General features: G+C 41.7%; 14 protein-coding genes, 1 tRNA gene and 1 pseudogene. 8 read left to right on the forward strand and 8 right to left on the reverse strand.

Annotated elements, in window-relative coordinates; translation table 11 throughout:
- Nucleotides 1-86 precede the first annotated feature (86 nt).
- Nucleotides 87-641 (reverse strand): thermonuclease family protein, encoded by a 555-nt coding sequence (locus CYLST_RS02950; RefSeq protein WP_041233395.1) that lies wholly within the window; start codon nucleotides 639-641, stop codon nucleotides 87-89.
- Between the two features lie 40 nt (nucleotides 642-681).
- Nucleotides 682-1,050: a 2Fe-2S iron-sulfur cluster-binding protein gene (locus tag CYLST_RS02955; protein ID WP_015206215.1), complete on the reverse strand. Its 369-nt coding sequence runs from the start codon at nucleotides 1,048-1,050 to the stop codon at nucleotides 682-684.
- A 290-nt stretch (nucleotides 1,051-1,340) separates the two neighbouring features.
- Between CYLST_RS02955 and CYLST_RS02960 the strand changes: the two genes are divergently transcribed.
- Together CYLST_RS02960 and CYLST_RS02965 are read left to right on the forward strand one after the other, a co-directional pair.
- Nucleotides 1,341-1,427, forward strand: a tRNA-Ser gene (locus CYLST_RS02960).
- A 112-nt stretch (nucleotides 1,428-1,539) separates the two neighbouring features.
- The gene (locus CYLST_RS02965; protein ID WP_015206216.1) at nucleotides 1,540-1,890 is read left to right on the forward strand and encodes a Rieske (2Fe-2S) protein; all 351 of its coding nucleotides are present in this window, start codon (nucleotides 1,540-1,542) and stop codon (nucleotides 1,888-1,890) included.
- A 193-nt stretch (nucleotides 1,891-2,083) separates the two neighbouring features.
- Here CYLST_RS02965 and CYLST_RS02970 read toward each other — a convergent pair whose 3' ends face one another.
- On the reverse strand, nucleotides 2,084-3,337 hold the full coding sequence (locus CYLST_RS02970) for an alkaline phosphatase PhoX (protein WP_015206217.1): 1,254 nt from the start codon (nucleotides 3,335-3,337) through the stop codon (nucleotides 2,084-2,086).
- A 314-nt stretch (nucleotides 3,338-3,651) separates the two neighbouring features.
- Here CYLST_RS02970 and CYLST_RS02975 point away from each other — a divergent pair, with 314 nt between their 5' ends.
- On the forward strand, nucleotides 3,652-4,497 hold the full coding sequence (locus CYLST_RS02975; protein ID WP_015206218.1) for a GNAT family N-acetyltransferase: 846 nt from the start codon (nucleotides 3,652-3,654) through the stop codon (nucleotides 4,495-4,497).
- Between the two features lie 519 nt (nucleotides 4,498-5,016).
- Here the strand turns inward: CYLST_RS02975 and CYLST_RS02980 are convergent.
- Complete coding sequence (locus tag CYLST_RS02980; protein ID WP_015206221.1) at nucleotides 5,017-7,470, reverse strand: penicillin-binding protein 1C; 2,454 nt, start codon at nucleotides 7,468-7,470, stop codon at nucleotides 5,017-5,019.
- Between the two features lie 416 nt (nucleotides 7,471-7,886).
- On the opposite strand from CYLST_RS02980, the gene CYLST_RS02985 reads away from it, so the two are divergent.
- A complete protein-coding gene (locus CYLST_RS02985; protein WP_015206222.1) occupies nucleotides 7,887-9,968 on the forward strand; it encodes a vWA domain-containing protein in 2,082 nt (693 codons plus the stop codon).
- A 156-nt stretch (nucleotides 9,969-10,124) separates the two neighbouring features.
- Here the strand turns inward: CYLST_RS02985 and CYLST_RS02990 are convergent, their stop codons facing one another.
- From CYLST_RS02990 to CYLST_RS36655, 4 genes and pseudogenes are all read right to left on the reverse strand, one after another.
- On the reverse strand, nucleotides 10,125-11,192 hold the full coding sequence (locus tag CYLST_RS02990) for a DUF1350 family protein (RefSeq protein ID WP_015206223.1): 1,068 nt from the start codon (nucleotides 11,190-11,192) through the stop codon (nucleotides 10,125-10,127).
- A gap of 144 nt (nucleotides 11,193-11,336) precedes the next feature.
- Complete coding sequence (locus tag CYLST_RS02995) at nucleotides 11,337-12,035, reverse strand: hypothetical protein (RefSeq protein WP_015206224.1); 699 nt, start codon at nucleotides 12,033-12,035, stop codon at nucleotides 11,337-11,339.
- A 485-nt stretch (nucleotides 12,036-12,520) separates the two neighbouring features.
- Complete coding sequence (locus tag CYLST_RS36650; RefSeq protein WP_425389077.1) at nucleotides 12,521-13,162, reverse strand: after-VIT domain-containing protein; 642 nt, start codon at nucleotides 13,160-13,162, stop codon at nucleotides 12,521-12,523.
- Between the two features lie 195 nt (nucleotides 13,163-13,357).
- Nucleotides 13,358-14,050 (reverse strand): annotated as a pseudogene (locus tag CYLST_RS36655) (VIT domain-containing protein); the annotation flags it as partial.
- Between the two features lie 500 nt (nucleotides 14,051-14,550).
- Between CYLST_RS36655 and CYLST_RS03010 the strand changes: the two are divergent.
- From CYLST_RS03010 to CYLST_RS03025, 4 genes are all read left to right on the forward strand, one after another.
- Nucleotides 14,551-16,020 (forward strand): bifunctional metallophosphatase/5'-nucleotidase, encoded by a 1,470-nt coding sequence (locus CYLST_RS03010; protein WP_015206225.1) that lies wholly within the window; start codon nucleotides 14,551-14,553, stop codon nucleotides 16,018-16,020.
- Between the two features lie 341 nt (nucleotides 16,021-16,361).
- The gene (locus tag CYLST_RS03015; protein WP_015206226.1) at nucleotides 16,362-17,348 is read left to right on the forward strand and encodes a nucleoside hydrolase; all 987 of its coding nucleotides are present in this window, start codon (nucleotides 16,362-16,364) and stop codon (nucleotides 17,346-17,348) included.
- Between the two features lie 361 nt (nucleotides 17,349-17,709).
- Entirely contained in the window at nucleotides 17,710-23,424 is a 5,715-nt protein-coding gene (locus CYLST_RS03020) for an alpha-2-macroglobulin family protein (protein WP_015206227.1), read from the forward strand.
- Between the two features lie 487 nt (nucleotides 23,425-23,911).
- Nucleotides 23,912-24,496, forward strand: a complete 585-nt coding sequence (locus tag CYLST_RS03025) for a hypothetical protein (RefSeq protein WP_015206228.1) — start codon at nucleotides 23,912-23,914, stop codon at nucleotides 24,494-24,496.
- Nucleotides 24,497-24,499 lie beyond the last annotated feature (3 nt).

A 24,499-nucleotide genomic window follows, 5' to 3' on the forward strand; every position in this document is an offset into this window, starting at 1 on the left:
TAGTCATTGGTCATTGGTCATTGGTCATTGGTCATGAGTCATTAGTCAATTGTCCCCCGGACAGTACCCAGTATTCAGTCCTATGTTCACCGATTCATGCGGCGAAATTCGCCGGGGGTGAGACGCATGGGTTTTTCGGTGTTCCAAATTCCTTGCCCCATGAGTCTAGCCCATTGCTGGGCACGTTCTAAACGCTGGTCATATTTGTGATTTGGCGATCGCCCTACGAATAGTGCATACCCTTGTTTGACTAATTCTTCATTCAATAACACTTTATCTTTCCACACATAAGCCAAAGTCCGTCCAATTTTGTCTTGTGCTGCGAAATCAAATTCCAGCACTACGGGTTTTTCTACATTGCCAATCAGTGTTTCTAACAGTTGTTTGGACTCCTCTCCCCAAGGGCGCTGTCGCACATCTGGGGCATCAATCCCAATTAACCGCACTTGGGAAATCAAATTTGGTTGCTCTGCCATACCTAGCACTTCCAAACTTTGTCCACTCACAACCCGCGCTACTTTCACCTGGGCCTGAGTTTCTGCTCCCTGATTTTTGGCTTGACAACTCATTAGCAGTAGCAAGCAAGCTAATATTGCCATGTTTCGCGCCCAGACGCCCAGACGTACCGCCAAAGTTGGCATTTGCGCCAAGGCGCCGAAGCGCCGAGGTGCAAACAAAATCCTATTCCTCATCTAAGGGTAAACCCACTTTAACTTTGCCCCTACCAAAAAAGCGCCCAAATTGGAGTTCATAGACTTCGTCTTCGTCTTGTGTCTCTACTTCCAAGTCAGAACGGGCGTAACTCACGCACAGGAGAGCATAACCTTTGCGGCGCAACTCTGGTGACAGTCCAATCGCTTCCGGTTGGTAAATTTCTCCTGAGATGACTCTGACAGCACAGGTGGTACAAGCCCCGTTGCGACAAGAAAACGGCAGATCGACCCCAAGGTGTTCGGCAGTGTGTAGAATGTAGCGGTCGTGTGGTACTTGCAGGGTGTGTACTCTGCCAGTGGCGCGATCGTGAACTTTAATCGTGTATGTCCGATCCATCTTGATGATTGAAAGTGTGGGGTCTGAGATTAATTATAAGAAAGTAGGCTGAAAACCCTGGAATCAAAACCTAAAAACCCAAAAAGTTTTTAGGTTTTGGTGTCTTTTAAGCCAGGGGACGCCAGTTGCTACAAGTCGGGAAACCCTACTTGTTCGCGCAGTGTCTTCCCTTGGGAAAAGCATGTGGTGTGGAAACCCCTGGCCTTTAGGCAGGGGAGGAGCAAAAAAATGTCTTCCCTAATCTTTGCATTTTTTTGAATTTCATCGTACAATTGAAATTCATGGCACCTGGAGAGGTGGCCGAGTGGTTTAAGGCGCAGACCTGGAAAGTCTGTTATGCAGAAATGTATACGAGAGTTCGAATCTCTCCCTCTCCGTTTTATTGAAGTTCTAGATAACTCTGCTGACAAATTGTCATTAAAGAAGCGGCGATTTCGCACCAGAATTGCGGGAAACTAGAAGCAGATCCTATTAGGGAAGGAGAACCTAATGAGCTGGACTAAAGTTCTTGCAGCGGATGCGCTGTCATCTGGTGGGCGACAAGTTGTGAAAGTAGGCGATCGCAATATCCTGCTTTTGAACCACGAAAATAAGCTTTATGCCGTGGATAGCATTTGTCCTCACTTAAAATTGCCAATAAAAAAGGCCAAAATTAACGAAGAAGGCGCGATTGTCTGCTCTTTCCATCGCAGCGCTTTTGATATAGGTACTGGCGAGGTAAAAGCATGGTGTCCTTGGCCACCTGGAGTAGGTAAGCTACTCTCAATGGTCTCTGAAGCAAAATCACTGCCAGTTTTTCCGATTCGTGTGGAAGAAGGAAGTATCTGGATTGATTTGTAATATCAAGTCTAGTTAAAGACTTATCGTATCCGCACACATCCTAACACCCCACCCCCGACCCTCTATATATACACAGCGTTTGCTAGAGGCGGGCGCTTGGCAGAGTCTGGGAATCTTTTTTAAAGATATATCTGCGTACAGAGGATTGGCAAAATCCTCTGCACTTTTCTAATTTTTTGTCAATGCCTAAACCTTACCAGGGGCCTGTGATCGCAAAGGTAATTCCTGGTGTTTGCATATTCACAAACATAATTTGTCCATTAGGTGAGAAACAAGCCCCGGCGAACTCATTTGTGTTTAACGCATTACGGGCAAATTTATAGAGTGAGCCAGTTGGTGTCACGCCCACAATAAAGTCAGTACCGCCGCCATCCTCACACAGGAAGATATCATTATTGGGCGCAACTACAATGTTATCAGGGAAATCTAGAGTACCGGAATTGTTAGGTTGTATGTACAGCCGGAGTGTCTCCGTGGCCGGAGTGTAGCGCCAGACTTGACCTAATCCAGCACTACCGCCACTAGTGCAACAGAAATAGATATCTCCATTACCATAAAAAATACCTTCGCCACGAGCAAACTTGGCGGCTCCGAGGTTAAAGCCCGCAACCCGCACTGTATCACTAGCAGGATCGGGGTTAGCAATCTGAACCCAACTCACCGCGTGGGATTGACCGACTGTAAATCCTGTTGTGGTGTTTGCTTGGGGTATTGCCGTAATTTTCAAAGCATACAGTGTGCCAGCACTCAGATTATTTGCTGTATTGGGCACGAAGCGATATAACAAGCCATCACTGCGGTCTTCGGTCAGATAGACATAACCTGTGTCCGGGTCTACCGCTGCTGCTTCGTGATTGAAGCGACCCATCGCTACTAGGGGTACAGGTGTTACAAACCCAGTTGCACTACTTGGCACTTCAAATATATAGCCATGCTTCTTGTTACCAACTTCAAAACTTTCTTCGCAACTAAGCCAAGATCCCCAAGGTGTTGGGCCACCAGCGCAGTTGCGGTATGTACCAGCCAGAGTACCGTAGTGGCTAACTAAAGCGCCATTAGAACTGACTACCAAAGTTGTGGTGCCACCTCTGCCTTTGGTGTCATATTTTTTAGAGTTAGGTGCTCCTACACCGTTACTCGATGTTGGGCTAAGTTCATGGTTGCGAATCAAAATTGTATTGCCATTGGCTCCTGCAAACGCCCCCATACCGTCGTGTCCACCTGGAACTGTGTAGCCGTCGTTCATCATTTGCCCCGTCTCAGACAATCTCACATAAGAGAAGCCGGCAGGTAAATCTAGAACACCTAAGGGGTCAGATACGAGGGCACCGTAGGGCCCGGCTGCTAAAGTGCGTTTAGCGTAGAAAGCTTGTAATGGTGATAAAAGTAAAGCACCGGCAGTTCCCGCACCGGCCAAAGAGAAAAATTGACGTCTTGATAAGGTCACTGCATACTCCGTAATTTTTGAATCAAAGTCTACTGACAGCAAATGAATCAGTAATCATTCTGGAGAAGATGCGGTCAATTTGTGTTAAGAAAAACCTAAGATAACTTTATGTTTAAAAAATAGATAAAACAATCGGCAAAATATCCAAATTATTCATAAAAGTCAGAAAATTGCTGAAAAAATTGAAAAATATTCTATGGTATTCTGTAGGCTATGCCTTGGACAAGGATAAAGATAACAATTTAAGTATTTATTAAGTATTTAGGCAAGGAGTATAATGTGCAAACTTTCATTCGTGAAGCAGGAATAAAGTTATGTCCACCGATAACTATACTATTCGCTCAATGAACAGGTCGGAAGTTGATTTGGCGATTGCATGGGCTGCGGCTGAAGGCTGGAATCCAGGGAAATATGATGCTGAGTCTTTTTATCAGGTTGACAAAAACGGTTTTTTATTGGGAGAGTTGAACGGTGAGCCTGTGGGGTGTATTTCTGCTATGGCTTACGATCAGTACTATGGCTTTATTGGTTTTTATATTGTCCAGCCGCAATTTCGGGGGCGGGGGTTTGGGCTGAAACTTTGGCAAGCAGCAATGGCTTATTTAGGCACTGATCGTAACATCGGCTTAGATGGGTTGATTGTCCAACAGGAGAACTATCAGAAATCTGGTTTCAAAATCGCCTACAATCATATTCGTTACGAGACGCTGGGCGGCGGTGTTGTGCCTCCTGGTGTTGTAGAATTGAGGACATTGCCTTTTGCAGAGTTGGTGGCTGACGATCGCCAATTGTTCCCAGCAGAGCGATCGCAATTTTTGCAAACTTGGATTCAGCAACCAGAGAGTTTTGCTTTAGGAGTTCTCAGCAACGGGCATCTTGTGGGTTATGGAGTCATCCGGGCTAGCCACACAGGTTTTAGGATTGGGCCGCTGTTTGCTAACGATGAACAGATTGCCGAAACACTTTTTCAAGCCTTGCTTGCCAAATGTCCTGATGCTCCCGTGTTTCTCGATATACCAGATGCTAATCCACAAGCAAACGCCCTAGTTCAACGCCACCGGATGAAGCGAGTCTTTGAAGCGGCACGGATGTATACAAAAACGATTCCTAGTTTCCCCATCAACCGCGTGTTTGGTGTGACAAGCCTGGAACTTGGCTAAAAAATCCTATCTAAATATTACCCAAAAAACTCTCTAGTCATTTTTGAGCAACAATAGAGATGTAGGGAACTGGTATTTGTTTCCTGCCATTACTCAAAACCTCAAATAGCTTTCTAGCAAGCTGCAAATGGAGGTAAAAATCATGATGTACGATGTTATCATCCCTAACAGCACCACATACCTATTAGTTAAAATCTTCGTCCTGATTTTGGCGTTGTTGTTGTGGTTTACAATCACTGCTGCCCCAGTTATTTAGAAACTAACTTGCGTGGTCCCAGTCACTGAGTAATTCATTCGCTGGTTTTGCCTTGTTAGATTTGCGGAGTGGTACTTGAGGAGTACCAAGATCCACACCAGGAAAAGAGGAGTGCTTTTTCTTGGTGGATTTTTTTTCTGGTGATTTAGAATCGGTCTGTGTGGTTTTCATGGTTCAACGAATTGGCGATTGAAACTTGAACATAAATGTATATCATCACTTTTCAAGCAGTAAACCTCTATAGCAGGATTTTTTTCCGGTAATTAATCTATAGAATGCCGAAAAACTGGAGAATTAACGAGAGAAAAGCCGCGCCGTGTAGGTTTTACAGCGGATAACTCCACCTGAAAACTCACTTTGTCAGACATTTCCCCACTTTTCGCAGCTAAAGTCCAGTTACCAGGGCGCAACTGCCAAAAGAAAGAATTAGTTGACTGTGTGGCTAGTTTTTCACCATTTAGCCACCACTCGACAGGTTTTGCGGATGTTCCTGCTAGCTTAAACTCCAATTTTTGTTTCGCTGTTTCACCGGGATACAGCAAAAATAAATCGCCATTATGGGGAGATAAAATCCGCAGATTACCAGCAGCAAAGCTCGATTGTTGCTGTCTTGCTAACCACTCATTATACTCTGATGGCAATTGGAAATGGTGCTGATTTTCGTAAGCAACTTTGTCTTCTGGGTAGAAATATTCCTGCACTACTGAAGTACAATCTGGTGTTGGGCGCAACCCAGAAATTGTACAAATTGGCAGTTGCACTAAACCCTCTGGAGGCAGAAAACCTGCTGGTTCCTGATGTTCGTGCAGATGTAACATGATCCGATTCCACAAAGGCGCAGCACCTGTAACTCCAGAAACCTGGCGCATTGGTTCGCCGTTGAAATTACCTACCCAGGTAGCAACGGTGTAATTGCTAGAAAAGCCAACTGTCCAAGTATCGCGAAAATTAGAGGAAGTACCGGTTTTAACAGCAGTGGGAAAAGGTAAGTTTAAAACAGAGTCTACACCAAAGGATGTGGCACGAGCGTGGCGATCGCTTAACATATCAGTAATTAATTGCCATGTTCGCGAATTTTGGATATTATCGCCCCCCTTGGCTAGGGGGGTTGGGGAAATCAAATTTTGGGGGGAATTAGAAAAGGTAGTTACTAGCTGCGTCCCCTCTCCCTGTCGTGCCATAGTGACATAAGCCCTTGCTAGTTCCCATAAACTAACTTCGCCACTACCCAAAGTCAACCCCAAACCGTAATATTCTGGAGTTTGATTTAGGTGTTCAAACCCTAATTGATGCAGACGTGTGAGGAAAGTCTGCACACCGACCTTTTCTAACACTCTTACCGCTGGCACATTTAAGGAATTAGCCAAAGCAACTCGCACCCGCACAGGGCCGAGAAAGCTTTCTGTATAATCTGTTGGGCTATAAAGTTTCGCACCGGGAATGGCATAGTGAGAAGGCACATCTGCCAAAATTGTATTCGGGCGAATCACACCTTTTTCTAAAGCTAATTCATAGACAAAAGGCTTGAGGGTAGAACCTGGTTGACGCAGCGCCTGTACTCCATCATTTCGCCCTAATTTGACTTCATTAAAATAATCAGGGGAACCAACATAAGCCAAAACCTCCCCAGTATGATTGTCAATTACCAACGCCGCCGCATCATGGACATTGTTAGCAGCGAGTGCAGAAATTACTTGCTGTACCTGTGCTTCCACAAACTGCTGCAAAGGACGATCTATAGTTGTTTGAATTGTGGTTGATTCTAGTTCCCCTCCTCCCTTGCGGGGATGTATAGTTGTCTGAATTGTAGTTGAAATCAAATTTCCCTCATTTCCCTCATGTCCCCCTCCTCGCTTGCGGGGAGGGGCTAGGGGTGGGGTTCTTTGCGTCGCTAACCAAAACAAAAAGTGAGGTGCTGCAATAATTCCCTTTTGACGGGATTGAAATACTACTTTTTCTGTATATATGCGTTCTGCTGTTGGGTGCGTGATATACCCATCTATTACCATCTGATTGAGAACATATTTCTGCCTTGTTTTCAGCCGTTCCCAATGTTGGTAAGGATTAAAGTATGTGGGATTATTGGGAATAGCGGCGAGAAGACTAGCTTGGGCGAGATTCAAATCACTGGCTGATATAGAAAAATAAGTCCGGGCGGCTGCTTCCACACCATAGATATTTCCTCCCATTGGTAGACGATTAATATACGCAGAAAGGATTTCATTTTTATTCATTCCTGCTGTTAACCGCCAAGATAGCCAAATTTCCGATAATTTACCTGATAAATTGCGAGGAAGTGGATCTAACATCCGGGCTAACTGCATGGTAATTGTGGAAGCACCGGAAACAACTCTTTTGGCGTGAATGGCGTCTTTGATGGCGCGGATAACTGCTTTCATATCCAACGCCCCATGATGATAAAAGCTGCCATCTTCGGCGGCTAAAATGGCATTGATAAATTGGGGGGAAATCTGATTTAATGGGACTATGGCGGTATGCTCTTGATCGCGGGTGAGCAATGTTCCTAGTGGTAGCCCGTGGCGATCGCTAAATTGCATCGCTAACTGAGTTTGGGCAATATCTGCGGCATGAATGGGTGCAAAGTAAGGCAGTAAGCGCACTACAAGGCACAGCAGCAGGACAGCGAGAACAGCTTTACCCGTTTTGCTGAGGTGACGCTTAATTCGGATTAGCGATGGTCGCAAAATTAACTTCATCAGCAAATCCTCAGACCCAGAAAACTTACCTTCACTTAATGATTCAGCAGATATAAATTAGTTTTGGGAAAAACTCAATAGTTCTTAATAACTAAATAGGCGAAAAGAAATCAAACTATATTAATTTAGGTAAAAAATATCGAACAATTTTTCCTTTGAGTTTGTATGCTTGCATGAGATTTTTCCTTTGACTCTCAGCCACCTTGTAGATAATTCCCCTTAATCGAATCCTATTACGCAAAGGTTGAGCAAGAAAGTTACCAAAACTGTAACAGTTATCAAATCCCAGGCTACTCAGGACTATTCTAAGTAAGCGGAAACTTCAGATGTCAGCAACTCCGGTCTAAAGAGACAGGGCTTTCACACATCCCACGAGGTTTTGAGCCGATACACAAATTTAGCGTGAGGATTTAGCAATGTCTTACCCGATTCAGTCCAAAATGTGGCAACGAGTCAGTATTTTAACACTGCTGTTATTAATACCATCAGTAGGAATTGCCGTTTTACGTCAGTCTGTTACAGTTGCGGTTCCAGCCAATCAGACTCCTAAGAGTTCGACCCCAGCAAGCTCCATTCAACCCAATCACCCTGACTACCAAGCACTCCAGGCATTAGTAAAACAATATAGTTGTGTCGTCTCCGTCCAAAACTTTGGCACTCTTCCTCTAACCCGGAGTGAGTTTGCCGCAGTCTTGAATGCCTGTCTAAATCGGAGCAATGAGCTAATAGCGACTGACCCCAAAATAGTTACCCAAACAGACCGAAAAACCCTACAACGCTTGCAGCAAGAATTCGCACCGGAGTTAGCAACCCTCAGCGGTGAGAAAGATGAATTGGCAGCTCGCGGTGACATCACCCCTACTCAGAATACCAGAGAACGTACTCAAGCCGAGTCTCCGCGAAAGACTCAATCGTTACCAGTACCAATGGCCCCACTCCCTACTATAACGACGTTGGGATCATCTAACCAAAATCAAGCTGTTAACCGTCGGAGACCTCTCCTTAAATTCCGAATTAATAGACTTGCTGATGGAACATTTGCCCCTGAACCCCAAACAGACAGCAGATTCAATACAGAGAACTACAACCGGATTGAGGACAATCCCTTTCAACGTGTTAGTAACGACCCTCTTTCTACCTTTTCTATAGATGTAGATACGGCATCCTACAGCAACATCCGACGGTTTATTACTCAAGGGGAATTACCACCCCAAGATGCAGTGCGGATAGAGGAATTGATTAACTACTTTAGCTACAATTACCCTCAACCAAAAGGTGACCGCCCTTTTTCTGTCACCACTGAAGTTGCTGCTGCGCCCTGGAATCCTCAACACAAGCTCGTACAGGTGGGTTTGCAAGGTAAACGCCTAGAGAGTGAAAGCTTACCACCCAGCAACCTAGTATTTCTGATTGATGTCTCCGGTTCTATGGGTGAACCCGACAAATTACCCTTGGTGCAACAGTCCCTGAAATTGCTGGTGAATAAACTGCGTTCTGAAGACCGAGTAAGTTTGGTAGTCTACGCTGGTAACGCTGGATTAGTATTACCTGCTACTCCCGGTAGTCAGAAAGCCAAGATTTTGGCAGCGATTGACCGCTTGGAAGCTGGCGGCTCTACTGCTGGCGGTCAGGGCATTGAACTAGCTTACAAAATAGCCAAACAAAGCTTCCTCAAATCTGGTAATAATAGAGTAATTTTAGCTACTGATGGAGACTTTAATGTTGGGGTTTCCAGTGATGCCGAATTGACGCGATTAATTGAACAGAAGCGAGATCAGGGAATTTTCCTCACAGTTCTGGGATTTGGCACCGGCAACTACAAAGATTCAAAAATGGAGCAACTGGCCGATAAGGGTAACGGTAACTATGCTTACATCGATACTCTATTGGAAGCCAAAAAGGTGTTAGTTAACGATATTCGGGGAACTCTGTTTACTATTGCTAAGGATGTGAAAATTCAGGTGGAGTTTAATCCCGCGAAAGTCCAGGCATACCGCTTGATTGGCTACGAAAACCGTCTGTTGCAAAACCAAGATTTCAATGATGACAAAAAAGATGCAGGGGAAATTGGGGCTGGTCATTCTGTGACAGCGCTGTATGAAATTATTCCCACTGGCACTAAAAGCAATGTGAAACTGCCGGAGGTAGACCCCTTGCGGTATCAACGTTCTGGTGAAACTGCCCCGGATGTTGCCGGCAATGAGATGATGTTGGTGAAACTGCGCTATAAATTGCCCCAGGACAGCACCAGTCAACTGATTACCCAAACCATCCAAGATCAAAGCCCCGCAGACCAGATACCCTCAACAAACCTGAGATTTGCCGCAGCAGTAGCCACCTTTGGGATGGTGCTGCGTGACTCTGAATATAAGGGAAATGCTAACTATGATTTGGTGATCAAATTGGCAACCCAGGCCAAGGGAGAAGACAAGGAGGGCTATCGGGATGAATTCATTCGCTTGGTAGAGCGCTCTAGGGGGTTGAATGCCAGGAAATGATTATTAGTATTTAGACTAAAAGGATGTTTGCAAGTTCTTTGTGATACCGCATACAGTCGTAAATCCCCCTACGAAAACAGGGCAAAACTTTTCAAAGTCCCCCTTTCCAAAGGGGATTTAGGGGGATCACAGGCTGAAAAACTTTTGAGCCAGAAATTATTTTTTCAAATCCTGGCGTTTTTGTTCTAAATAATTGAGTAATTTAAGTACATAAACTTCAAATTCGGCGTTTCTTCCGTTGATGGATTGAATGGGGGGAACTGAAAGAGTATCTGGGAAATTAATAACTAAATTACCTAGACGTAATCCCAGAGGTCTTAAATGTCCACCTTTTAATTCTGCTCGTAAATCTTGTGGAGGTTTTCTAAATATATTAAATAACCATTCCCGCGTAGATTTGCCTATATTATCTAACGGGAAATAAACCAAGCCAAGCAAATTAAATAAATTACTGTTTTCGATTAAAGCATAAGTTTCTTCAGGGGTTGGTTTTACATTCAAACCAAGACGGATAATAAAATTTGCTAAAGCTTGAGGTTTAATTGCGCTGTCAAGTCCAGTATTGACCGTAGCTAAGAGTAGAGATATCTGGTTTTTAATAAAGATACTGGCAATTTTTACATCAGACTCAGAAAAATTATTTTGACCTCTGGCAGTATCTTGATTAACGTAGTAGGAAATTAATTTCTTCGCATTGGAACTTTTAAGTTTCAGTTCATTAATTAGGTTTTCGATATCATTTAAAATGCTGTTAACTTTTTTTTCTTGTTTTTCTGGGGATAAAGTACCTGATGTTTTTTGGACTACCTCATAGATAAATTGTTTGATTTTATCTTGTTCTTGGGGTAAGGCACTAAATGCTTCTAAAAGTGCAATGTATTTACAGCCAACACTATGACCTATCCAAGAGAAATTAGAATCATCTAGGTAAGTTTCATATTCATAACCTGCTAGTTTTGCCATTCTTACCAATTCTGGCATAAGTGCATATTGTTCTTTGATGAGAAACCCAGCCTCTGCATAATGGTTAAAGGTAAAGTTGAATGGCAAGATAATTATTGTATAGCCCTGCTTAAATAAACATTCGAGTAGATAGCGATAAAAAAACATGGGGACAAATGTACCGAAAAAAGCCCCACCGATGAATTGAATTACTCCTTTAGGTTGGGTATGCAGGGCAACCCAACTAAAAGAAACGGGTTGAAATCGCAGCTTTTGATTCATAACTTCCTTGATTTAACGATAGTACAAATTAAGGTGGCTCTAATTACTTAGAAAAATTCACTGGACTATAAATAAACATAAAACCTAGATACCCAACTTCTCAACAGAAGTTGGGTATCTATCTCCTCAAGATTTTATGTTTAATTAAGCACTTTCCAGACGCTGCTCTAGCTCGTCAACACGCTCGGCCATTAAGCTAATTAGCTCTTGCATATCTTCTGTTGCACTAGAATTGTCGACTGGTATACCGCCGCCGATTACAAAAGATTTTAATGTTACGAGGCTACCACCACTAGCAGTGGGTAGAGCGTAGGCGATTTGATCAAAATCAGGAACTGAATCATCTAAATTCTTGGGTAGGAAAGTTCCCCGATGCTCAGGCGTAACTAGCAGATCATAAGTTGGACCTCCGAATAAAAACGCTCTAGAGATTGTCACATAGCCACGAATCTCTAAATTTTTTGCTCCAGTAAAAAGGTCTAAATTCTCAAGAGCAGGTAGTAAGGTTACTAATGCTGTATCGTGAGCAGGAATACTCAGATTGAAAGTAAATTTTTTAGGATTACCTGGAACTGGGGTCAAGTTAAAAGTCTCATTGACATTATTTAAAATATCGCTGATTATCGTTGTATCTGCTAGATTTAAATTGGGTGTTGTTGCTGTAAATGTTAGCCTTATGTTGGCATCAGAATTAGTAGTGTTGGCAATGGTTAAAAAGTAACCTTGAACAACTCTACGAGCAACTTTTTCTAGTTGAGCTGCAATCTTCGGGGGCAATTTATCTAAGTTATCGGTAGGAGCAATTTGCTTCACAAGCAATTCAAATGTTGAAAGTAGTGGCATGATTAATTTCTCTGTGTGATATAGGTTAAAGCTCAGATAATATAATAGTTGCCGTCACCTATAAAGGTGACAGCTATACAAAATCTGATGTGATTTGCAAGCTGAATAATTATTTTCAACCTGCTAATTATTCAACAGCGGTACATTTATTATTTACGCAAGATTTTTCTTTTCGTAATATTTCTTTACAAGACTTGTTTTGGTGTTTAGATTGGGTCGTTTTTTCCTTTATTAGTCTAAACACCAATGATTTAGATATCTGGCAATACGGTATGAGAAGGCGTTTTGATTTCTCGAAGATCCCCCCAATTCCCCTTAAAAAGTAGGGGGGCTATTTTCCTCATTTACCCCTTTTTAAGGGGGATCTTACCCGAACTGTAGATATCTGATGGGAAAAAATGTAGAGTCGAGAATCCCTACCCATGCAACGTTTCTACAAGGGTCTGGATAACGCATATTTAATTTTTACCAGATGTCTATTTGGACTATGACGGTTGAATCCTCAGTGTCAACTGCACTGTACTGGTGAGGGACTGGGAGGGTAGCCAAGCTAAAAGCGATCGCCTAATTGATTCAATTACCGTCTCTTCTTTCACAGAAGAAGCTTGCTCATCCAGCACCAACTGTCTCACCCGTCCCTGAATAACCTGGAACTCAAACACCAAATCACCACCGAAACCAGTAGGTAGTTGAATTAATTGCAAGTATTGAGTCAGCAGAGTCATCACCTGCTGATCCAATCCCGTCACGCTCAAAACCTGTAGACGAGGGACAGAAGATTCTTCTTTCGATAAGGCTGTGAAATCTTCCAACTCAGCATCTATTTCATCAGACATTAGCAAATTTAGAACTTGACTGCGATCGCCATAACTATAAGATTCAACCACTAAAAGCTCCGCAAATTCTATTTCTCCCAATTCCTCAAATGTTGCAAACTGTGGACTGTTTTCTTCATTCTCTGATACGCTGAGTAAGCAATCAAGCTCACCAAATTCATCAACCTCTAAAAATCCTATTTCCCGTGCTGATGCTGGCATCAGCTGTGCTGGAGCAGGTGCAGACATCGGGGATGGAGGGGGTGCAGATAGTTTTTTCCCTCGTTGGCTTAAAACTTGCGGACTTACCATTCCCAATACCCTTGTAAGAACAGAATTACCAAAAATGCCCTCATGGGTGATACCTTCAGGCACTTGCACAGATACAGAATCCTGGCTGGGATTGACTCTGACATCATCACTGACGGCAACAAAGGCGGGGTATATTGCGATAACAGTTGATAAGTGAGAGCCGTATCTGTCACAGCTGCCACACCTGACTTTGTATCCTAGTTTTACCCGCACTAGCTGTTCTTCACGGATGATTTGGATTTGGTGAGAGGGTGAGCTAATATCCTGAATTTCAACTCCGGCATTAATCTCAAGCGTTACATTAATATCATGGCGCGATCGCATCCCGGCTGGGAGAATGGGATTATTCAAGCGGGAAGCATCTGGAACTAAATCAGTATCTTGATTTAAAGTCATGGGTGCAATGGCTGAACCACCCCCAACTGCATTATCCTCAATGGTAATCCCTGGAATGTAACGGGGTCCGACAACCATCGGAAAGACAAATTCGTAATTCCCACCCTCAAATTTTAGGCTGTCACTGTAGCGAATAATGACATCAATTTGTTCACCGGGTTTGATGTTTGCTAGGGATTGGGTGAAGATGTTGTCTCGTTCTTGTTCGAGGAGTCCGGCTGTGCGTCCTTGTTTTCTGGCTTGTTCGTAGATAGCTAAAGCTTCTTGGCGTTTTTTGATGCTGCCTTGAATTGTGCGATCGCCAATCCGAATCAGCATATCATCAACTGCGGCTTCATCGGGTAAGGGGAAGATATAAACGGCTTCTAGGGTTGTCGTAAAGGGATTTTCAAAGCTTTGGGTAACTTCTACCCGTGAGATGTTACCAGCGATTTTGGCTTTTACTTCCGTGTGTTTGAGGGGAAAAGCGATCTGTTGGTTGGAGTTTTGCAGATATAAGCCACTGGGTTACTGTTCTAGAATTTGAGTCATAGTCTTTACCTGACGCTTTTATTTGCTGTCTCTAGTGTAGGCGTGTTTTTCTGGGAGATGTGCTCAGTTATTGGCTCAGTGAAATGTCCAAATTTAAACTAGGACTAAAGCTGCATGTCACACTCAAGGTAAGATTGTAGGGTGCATCAGATGTCGAAAATCTGTTGATTGTTACCGAATTATCAAGTCTGACGCACACTACTAATATGTCAATTGCGTAAGTCCTGTAAACGAAAAAATTCAACCCATGATTCGGAAGTTAGAGACTTGAAAAAAGATTTCTAAATTCTGTCTCCAAAGGCGGCTTGAGAATTTGATTCACGGGTATTGCATTTAAATGTCTTAGGTGTTAGGAAGCGTGAATATAGTATCGAAATATTAATTTTCTGTGTTGGTATATTCGACTAAATATAAAATAATAAAATTTCAACTAAAAGCAACTAACTTTTTGGAGATAAAAGATGAATACTGAGAGATTTAAAAAGTTTACAATTTTGCATTCCAATGATATGCACGGAGACTTTTTAGCAGAGGCAACGGGTATAGCAGAAGGTCATGCTATTGGTGGAATGTCGCTGCTTTCTGGATATATAAATCAGGTGCGTCAGGAAGAGAAAAACGTACTTTTTGTCATCGCGGGTGATATGCTCCAAGGCTCTATGATTGATACCGAATACAAAGGTATTTCAACTATGGAAATTATGAATTACCTGGCTCCTGACGTAGTGACTTTGGGGAACCACGAATTAGATTATGGGTTGCCTCACTTACTTTTTCTAGAAAAGATGGCTAATTTTCCTATAGTCAATGCCAACCTATATATTAAAAAGTATAACAAACGCTTGATGAATCCTTATCTAATCCTAAATGTAGATGGATTCGATATCATGTTCATCGGAATTGTGACTGAAGAAGCTCTGAGGACATTAAAACGTGATAGCAGTATTGGCACTTTTGTCAGCCTTGAAGATGCGGCAGCAGAAGTTGGCAAGATTTGTAATGCCTACAAAAATGATGACATTGACCTAACAATTATTCTGACGCACATCGGTTTTGAAGAAGATAAAAAATTAGCAGCAATGCTAAACCCAGAATGGGGTGTGGATCTGATAATTGGGGGACACTCCCATACATTTTTAGAACAACCTGCCCAAGTCAACAATATTCTAATCGCACAAGCTGGAGTTGGCACAGACCAGATTGGACGTTTCGATATTGTAGTAGATGACGATACTAACAGCATTGTAGAATGGAAGTGGCAACTTCTGCCTGTGGATAGCAATTTGGCACAACCAGATCCCAATATCGAGAATCTGATTGCTACTTTCAAAGAAGAAGTTGACCGCAAGTATAATCGACTGGTTGGACGATTAGCACGTAAATTAACCCATCCTAAGCGTGAAGAAGAAACTGAATTGGGTAACTTAATTGCTGATATTATTGCCCAACAAGATATGTTAGATGTAGTTTTTGTAGCGAGTGGTGCAATCCGGGGAACGGAATTAGGTCCTCTAGTTACATTGAGCGATCTAAAAAAGGTTTACCCTTACGACGATACTCTTTATAAGTTTACAGTTAGCGGGGTACATCTCACAAAGATATTTACACATATTATGAGACCCGAAAACCGAGCACCAGGTGGAAGTGAGTATTTCCAGCTAAATAAAGGTATTAAGGCGGTTTACAATGATGCCCTGCATAGGATTGAATCTTTGAGCATTAATGGACAATCCATACAAGAGGATCATCAATACACTATATGTATGGATGGCTATCGTTACCAAAATTCCGAGCGAAATTTAGATATAACACATCAAGAATTAGGTAATTCAAAGGTAATCACAACATCCTGCCAGGATGTCCTAGAAGAATTCTTTGGACATCATCAAAATATTAACAGCCATATCGAAGGAAGATTGATATACAAATAGCAGGATTTGAGTAAAGATTCAGAATTGAGAATTCGGAAGACTCTGATACCCAAGCCTAAGAGGATATCTGATTCGGATCACAATTGATCGATATCCCCCTAAAACCCCTTTTTAAGGCAGGCAAAAACTTCTCAAAGTCCCCCTTTATAAGGGGAATTTAGGGAGATCTACGAGTGTTTGATTGATCACAAACAACTTTTCAGATTTCCTCTAATAATTAACGATAAAATCAAGAAGCAATAGCACGCTTGATTTTCTAATAATTCTGTATTCTGACTTCTGAATTATTTCTGTTAAAAGGTTTAGTTCCCTACCATTCTTAAACAAAAGGAGTAACGAGCATGACAATCCTTCAAAGTCAGCCCATCCCCGTGCTGGTGGATACAGACGGAGGTGTTGATGATGCCTTAGCGCTGATTATGGCATTGAACTCACCACAATTAGACCTGAAAGCAATTACCGTTTTAGCTGGTAATATCCATGTAGACCAAGCGGCTAATAATGTATTGCGGGTAATGAGCATTGTCCAACCAAATACCTTACCCATTGTTGCTAAAGGCTGTGAAAAACCACTGGTTAAACAGCCGTTTAATGCCGCAGGTATTCATGGCGCAGATGGGCTTGGTGAATTAGATCAATTTAAAGAAGCTGATGGCACAGCCCGCTATCCTAAACTGACGATTGAAGCATCTACAGAGAATGCTATTGATGTCATTCTCAAGGCAGCACAAGAGTACGGCGACAGTCTAAATATTGTGGCTTTGGGTCCACTAACTAATTTAGCAACAGCAATTCAAAAAGATGCCGCCACGATGAAAAAAATAGGACGAATTATCATCATGGGCGGGGCTGTTACCGTACCTGGAAATATTACGGCTGCGGCTGAATTTAATTTTTTTGTAGATCCTGATGCAGCTCAAATCGTAATGGAGTCAGGGATTCCCCTCACTTTAGTAGGTTTAGATGTGGCGATGAAAGCCCCTTTACCGCGCCAAGTTGTTGAAGATAATTTACAGCGCCGCCCTTCAAAACTTACCCAGTTTATTGCCGATTGCACTGGAATTTATATGGCTTTCTATCGAGATAATGAAGGCTTTTACGGTTGTTATTTACATGATCCTTTGGCGATGGCAGTCGCTATCGATCCGAGTCTGGTAAAGACTGAATTATTCTATATGATGGTCGAAACCGAAGGACGATTTACCACTGGGTTATCACTGGTAGATCGGCGTGATCGCCGAGATGAGAAAACCAATCCACCTAATGTAGAAGCCTGTTTAGATGTTGATACCGAACAGTTTTTAAAGCTGTTTGATCAACTTGTCTGATATCTGATATCTTGCACCAACCTCAGAAATAGAATTTATACTTTTTTGTCGGTCTATTTGGTTTGGTAGAATTGTTTGAAAAACATTCCCAGATCCGCGACTTATCTAGAAAGTCGGAATCTGAGCCATAGATGTTAGCGGCTCCCCGAACGGGGGACTTTAAGAACTTTTCCCCCCTTTTTTAAGGGGGGCTAGGGGGGATCTCGATCAATTCTGATACGAATCAGACATCCTCTAAGTGTAGATTGGTATAGAATTGCTCAGATTCTGCTTTTGTAATAAACCGCAAAGAGCGCAAAGAGAAGAATAGAATAAGAAAAGTAATATTTTAAGTAATAATTATTTGGCATTACTATAGAATATGAACATGAAAAATTTTATCCAATTAATATTTGTTTTCACCCTTGTATTAGCCTTGGCAGGTTGCAATTTAGTTGGTATTAAACCAGGCAAAGAACAACTACCAGCAGTTTCTCAACTCACACCGCCAAATTTACCAGACTGGATTGAACAAATTAGCCCCTTAGGAGATGCGAAACCCCTGAGTCAAATTCGCATCAGGTTTAAAGAGGCTTTAATTCCTGTTGAAAGTTTAGATAGTCCAGAACAGCAGCAGTTGCTATCTAAATTTGCACTTTGGCCGCCTTTACCCGGTAGCTTTAGATTTTTAACACCGCGCATGGTGGGATTTCAAGCTGATAAAGCTTTGCCAAAAGCCACCAGATTTCAAGTTACACTCAAATCAGGTTTAGCAGATTTAAAAAATCACCGCTTAGATAAAGATTTAGCTTGGACTTTTAATACTGAATCTATCGCCCTGACTAACTTACCAGGTATTAACCCAATTGAAAAAGGCGATATAGAACCGATTGATTTACAGCCTAAGTTGCAATTTAACTCAAATTTAGAACTAGATTTAGCTTCAGTGCAAGAGCATTTACAGCTAATTTCAGAAGATAAAAAAAAGGTTGTGCGCTTCAAGGTAGAATTAGCCAAAGAAGAAAAACTAGAAAATGAATATCCTTTAGAAAAACTTGACCCTTCAGCCCGCAATTGGATTTATCATCTCATTCCTCAGCAAAATCTTGAAAAGGCTACCCGTTATCGCTTACAATTCTCTCCGGGTATACTACCTGCTTATGGTAATCTCCCTAGTGAAAAGGAGTTTGTTACTAAATTAGCAACTTATTCGCCTTTGGCATTTCAGAAAATTAACTATTATGGACAGCCAGATGCAGGGGGAACTTATGGCAGATTTGTTAAAGGCAGTCCACAGCTAGAATTTAATAATATTTTGGTAGCAGATTCAGCCAAAGAAAATATAAAAATTAATCCCGCACCTAAAGCAATTTCTCGAACTCTTCAAATCAACGACGAAGATAGAATTGTCACTATTAATCCTTATGCCTTAGAACCAGACAAAACTTATACAATTACTATTGGCGCTAATCTCAAAGATAAGTTTGGGCAGACTTTGGGTAAACCTCTCACTCTCAAGTATGATACTGGCGATTTAGCGGGGGATATCTGGGCACCGGCAGAGTTAAATATTTTTCCCACTGGCAAAGATTTACAGCTAAATATTAATACAGTAAATCTGCCAGAAGCAAAATACAAAGCAGCTTATCGAGTAGTGCAGCCAACAGATTTAGTTTATTTCAAAAATGGGAATGATTTATTACCAAAAACTGCTGAATGGCAAAGCTTCAAGGTATCAGGTAAGAAAAATCAATCAGTTGATATAACTGTTCCCCTGCGAGAAAAAATTGGCGCTGCTACGGGAATGTTAGCTTATGGAGTGCAAGCACGCACTAATAAATATCAGGAGAATGGTAAGGAATTGTGGCGAGAACCCACGACTTTTGGCTTGGTGGAATTAACGAATTTGGGCGTATTTACTCAGTGGTTTCCAGAGTCGGGATTAATTCGCGTTAATCATCTAGCTGATGGTTCGCCTGTGAAAGCGGCTGCTGTTGAAATATATCAATCAAAGTTAGATGCAAAATCTCGTCCTCAAGCTTTACCATGTGCTACAGGTAAAACTGATGAAAATGGATTTTTTAGAATTCAGCGTCAGGATTTACAGCAATGTTTTGCAGATAAACCAAGCTTTGTTAAAGCACCAGAGTTGTTAGTAATTGCCCGTGAAAATCAAGATTGGGCATTTGCTAGAACTGAAGAATATAGTGGTGTTTATGGCTATGGTATTGATGCTGGTTGGCAAGATGGCAAGCCAGCATCGCGAGGGGTGATTTTTTCAGATAGACAGTTATATCAGCCAGGGGAAAAAGCTTGGTTAACTGGTTTTGCTGACTATTTAGAAAATGGCGCAATTAATCAAGATAAAAATGCAGTTTATCAAGTAAGTTTGGTAAATCCCGATGGACAAAAGACAGATTTAGGTACGCAAACTACAAATGAGTTTGGCACGTTTTCTCTAGAGTTACCAATCAAGACTAATCAACGTTTAGGCTACTATAATATCCAGGCGAAGGGGAAGGAGGGGAAAGAAATTTCGGGAGAATTTAGGGTAGCTGAGTTTAAACCGCCTAATTTTAAAGTTGAACTCAATTTAGATAAAGAATTTGCTCTGATTGATGAAAAAGTTGCGGCGAAGGCAGCAAGTAATTATTTATTTGGTGCGCCTGTGGAAGGAGGAGAAGCGAAATATTTTATTACGCGCCAGCAGGCTAATTTTATTCCCAAAGGTTGGGAGGAATTTAATTTTGGTAGACAATGGTTTTGGCCAGAAGAAAGTCCTTCGATTCCTGCTGATGTGTTGCAAACTAATACTCAGCTAGATGCTAATGGTAAAAGTAGTCAAACTGTAACGGTGGCTAAGGATTTACCTTATCCGATGACTTACCGGGTGGATGTGCAAGTTGCAGATGTTTCTAATCTGTCTGTGGCGAATTCTCAAAGTTTTACAGCTTTACCAAGTAATCGGCTGATTGGGTTAAAAAGTAATTTTGTGGCTGATGCTGGGAAGGCTTTTCCTGTTGAAGTTATTGTAACTGAACCGACGGGGAAAGTTTTAGAGGGACAACGGGTGCGGCTGGAATTACAACAGATGAAATATAGCAGCGTTACCCAGTCGGTGGAAGGTAGTCAAACGCCAAAAAACCAAGTTGAATATAAGACTGTTTCCCAAACAGAAATTACATCTGCTAGCAATCCACAATCAGTAAATTTGACGCCAACTGAATCGGGTTCTTACCGCATCAGGGCTAATTTTAGGGATGGCAAAGATGAATTAAGCGCTACAGATTTACAAATTTGGGCTACTGGAGAAAATCCCGTGTTTTGGGGTTCGACTGAAAAAGATGTTCTGGAAGTTAAGCTGGATAAAAAAGAGTTTAAACCTGGTGATACTGCAACGGCATTAATTCAATCTCCTTATCCCGAAGCAGAGTTGTATTTTGCGGTGATTAAAGATAAAACTCTCTATCAGCAGATTGTTAAAGTTAAGGGAGGCGCACCACAAATTCAGTTTCAAGTTACGCCGGAAATGTTGCCAAATGCAGCGGTTGAAGCTGTGTTAGTTAGGCAAGGTAAACCAATTAATCAAGTGGAACCTGGGAATTTAGATAATTTAGTACGCATTGGCTTTGCACCTTTTAAAGTTAATTTGGCTGATAAGTATTTAAAAGTGCAAGTTAACCCGGTTCTTGCTTCTCTGGAACCTGGTGCTGAAGAAACTGTTCAATTGGAATTAAAAGATATTCAGGGAAGTCCCGCCAAAGGACAGTTTACTGTTATGGTGGTGAATGAGGCGGTGTTACAACTTTCTGGTTATCGTCCGCCAAATTTGGTAGATACTGTATATGCTGAACAGCCGATATCTACGCGCTTTAATGATAATCGCCGGGATGTGAGATTAGCACCACAACTTGCAAGTTTACCTAAAGGTTGGGGTTATGGCGGTGGGTTGTCAAGTGGTGCAGCAAATACTCGTACTCGTAAAGATTTCCAAGCTTTAGCTTATTACAATGGTTCGGTGATAACTGATGCTGAGGGTAAGGCGATAATTACCTTTAAATTACCGGATGATTTAACTACATGGCGGGTGATGGCTGTGGCTACTGATGGAAATCTGCGTTTTGGGAATGGGGAAAAGACTTTTATCACGACAAAGCCACTTTTAACTAATGCTATTTTGCCACAGTTCGCTCGGATTGGCGATCGCATTCAAGCAGGTTTATCAGTCACCAACACCACTGGTACTACCGGAAATTTGGCAATTAATGGCGAACTTAGCGGGAATCTGAAGTTTACCGAAAATAACCCCACATCTGCAACCTTGCAAACCAAAGCTGAAACCGCAACTCACGCTTATCGCTTTCCAATGGTGGCGGGTAATGCGGGAGTTAGTCAAGTTCGCTTTACCACTCAGCTAAATGGTACAGCAGATGCTTTTGAAGTACCTTTAGAAATTAAGCCGCTGGAAATCACAGAACAAGTTATAGAAACTGGTGTTACGGATAAGCAGGTAAAAATACCTCTGAATGTTGACAAAAATGTCTTCCCAGAAGCGGGAGGTTTAGATATTCAGTTAGCGAGTACTTTAATTCCCGAAATTAAAGCACCCGCAAAACAGGTTTTAGGAGATGAAGATTTACCATTTACAGAACCTGCTGCAAGTCAATTGTTAATTGCTGCTAATCTGCAAACTCTAGCGCAAAAGTATAATCAGACATTTGCTGAATTTAATCCTCAAAACCAAGCAAAGCTAGCAATTGAACAATTGCAAAAACTCCAACTCGCTGATAATGGTTTTGCAAGTTTTCCCGGACAAGAAAAATCTGATCCTTGGGTTTCTCCCTACGCAGCAGAATCTCTAGCTAAAGCCAATCAGGTGTTCCCTGGTTTAGTAAATTCGGGAATGCTAAATCGCCTCAAGGCTTATTTGCAAACAGTTCTCGCAAATCCAGGACAATACGAATATTGTAAACAAAAACTTTGTAAAAATCAACTGCAACTCAATTCCTTGATAGCTTTAGCAGAATTGGGAGACAAACGCAATAGTTTTCTCTCAGATATTTATCAACAGCGCGAAGCTTTTGATTTAGTCACACAAATAAAACTAGCGCGATACTTATCTCAGTTTCCTGAATGGCAAGATGAAGCGCAAATTATGCGAGTTCAGTTGCAAAAAAATATTTATGAAACTGGACGCGCAGCAGTTGTGAATTTACCTGCTAGTTGGGGATGGATGAGTTCAAATACTTCAACCCAGGCGCAAGCTTTACGGTTATTTATTGCCCAAAAAGCTAAACCAGAAATTATTGATAAGTTATTGCAAAGCCTTCTGGCACTCCGCCGCAATGGTACATGGCAAAATAGTTATAATAACGCCCAAGCCTTCACAGCTTTGGTGGAATATAGCCAACTACAACCCACACCGCCTAATTTTATCGCTACGGTAAAATTAGCTGGTAAAAAGTTAGGCGAAAACCGTTTTGATGGTTACAAAAATCCTAGTTTAAGTTTGAATGTAGCGATGGATAAATTACCTCGTGGGCGTCACGATTTGCTGCTGCAAAAATCTGGTAAAGGTAATTTACATTATTTAGTCGCTTATGAATATCGCTTGCAAGGTAATCAACCAGGGAGGTTCAATGGTTTACGAGTAACACGAGAAATTAGCAAAGTCGGTGAAGAAAAGATATTGCAAAAATTAGGACTTTATGCTAAAGATAAGCCTTTAACTTTACAGCCTGGACAAGTATTTGATATAGGTTTGGAAGTGATTGCTGATCATCCTGTGGAACATTTGGTGATGACAGATCCCCTACCCGCAGGATTTGAAGCGGTGGATGAGAGTTTTCAAACCTCTACATCTGCATTGCAGACAAAAACCGACAATTGGCAACTTGGGTTTAAAACAATATATCGCGATCGCATTTTAGCCTATGCAGATCACCTCGAACCCGGAGTTTACAGCCTCCATTACTTGGTGCGTTCCGTTACTCCCGGTACATTCCTCTGGCCTGGTGCTGAAGTTCATCTGCAATATGCACCAGAAGAATTTGGACGCACTGGCGATTCTACATTAGTACTAGACGAAACTAAGTAGTAGGGTGCGTTCCCAACGCACCGTTTTCAAGATTGGTGCATAAAGTTTTGCATTTTATTTAATTCACGATTTTAAGAGGATGTTTCAAAAGTTATTAGTGATATATCAAAGACTTGTAGATCCCCCTAAATCCCCCTTAAAAAGGGGGACTTTAAGAATTTCTTGCCCAATCTCAAGGAGACTTTAAGAATTTATTGCTCATTTTCCAGGGGACTTTAAGAATTTATTGCTCATTTTCCAGGGGACTTTAAGAATTTCTTGCCCAATCTCAAGGAGACTTTAAGAATTTCTTGCCCAATCTCAAGGAGACTTTAAGAATTTCTTGCCCAATCTCAAGGAGACTTTAAGAATTTCTTGCCCAATCTCAAGGAGACTTTAAGAATTTCTTGCCCCCCTTTTTAAGGGGGGTTGGGGGGATCTCGATACGACTTGACACTTTACAAAAATCCTCTAAACAATTCAAAATTTACAACTGAAAAGGTGAATCATGAAACTCAAAAACATCTTAATAATAGCTGCATTAGCAAGCATTCCTTTTGTTACTCCTGCAACCCTCGCACAAAATCAAATCTGTCCCCAGTTAGCAGTAGTTGCCCCCTCACGACAAACCAAAATCATTCGCCAAGAAAAATTTGCCTATAGCGTGAAAATCCCAAATAACTATAAAACAATGTCGCTTCATAGCAGCGAATTACTAATATTTGACCCCAATACTTTTACCCTGACGCAATGTTTAATAAAAAGCAAAGCTGCTAGAGAATTTCCTGAACATATTTCTATATATGCAAAAGCTGTTAATTCTAAAAATCGTGATTTAGCCTATCTTGTGAGACAAGAAAATCCTGGTGGAATTGAAAAAGTTGAAAACACCAAAGTTGCTAATCAAGCTGCTATCAGTTACACCGCAAACACTTTAGGATTCCAAAAAAGCGTTTCTTTCTTTACTCCCGACCGGAAAAATATAATTACTGTTTCGGCTCCCTTTAATATTAAACAAGGGCGACCAACTACTATCTTTAATCAAAAGGTATTTGCTCAAGTTCTCTCTAGTTTTACTTTTACCCGTCGTTGAGTT

Source organism: Cylindrospermum stagnale PCC 7417 (assembly GCF_000317535.1).
Taxonomy (GTDB): Bacteria; Cyanobacteriota; Cyanobacteriia; order Cyanobacteriales; family Nostocaceae; genus Cylindrospermum; species Cylindrospermum stagnale.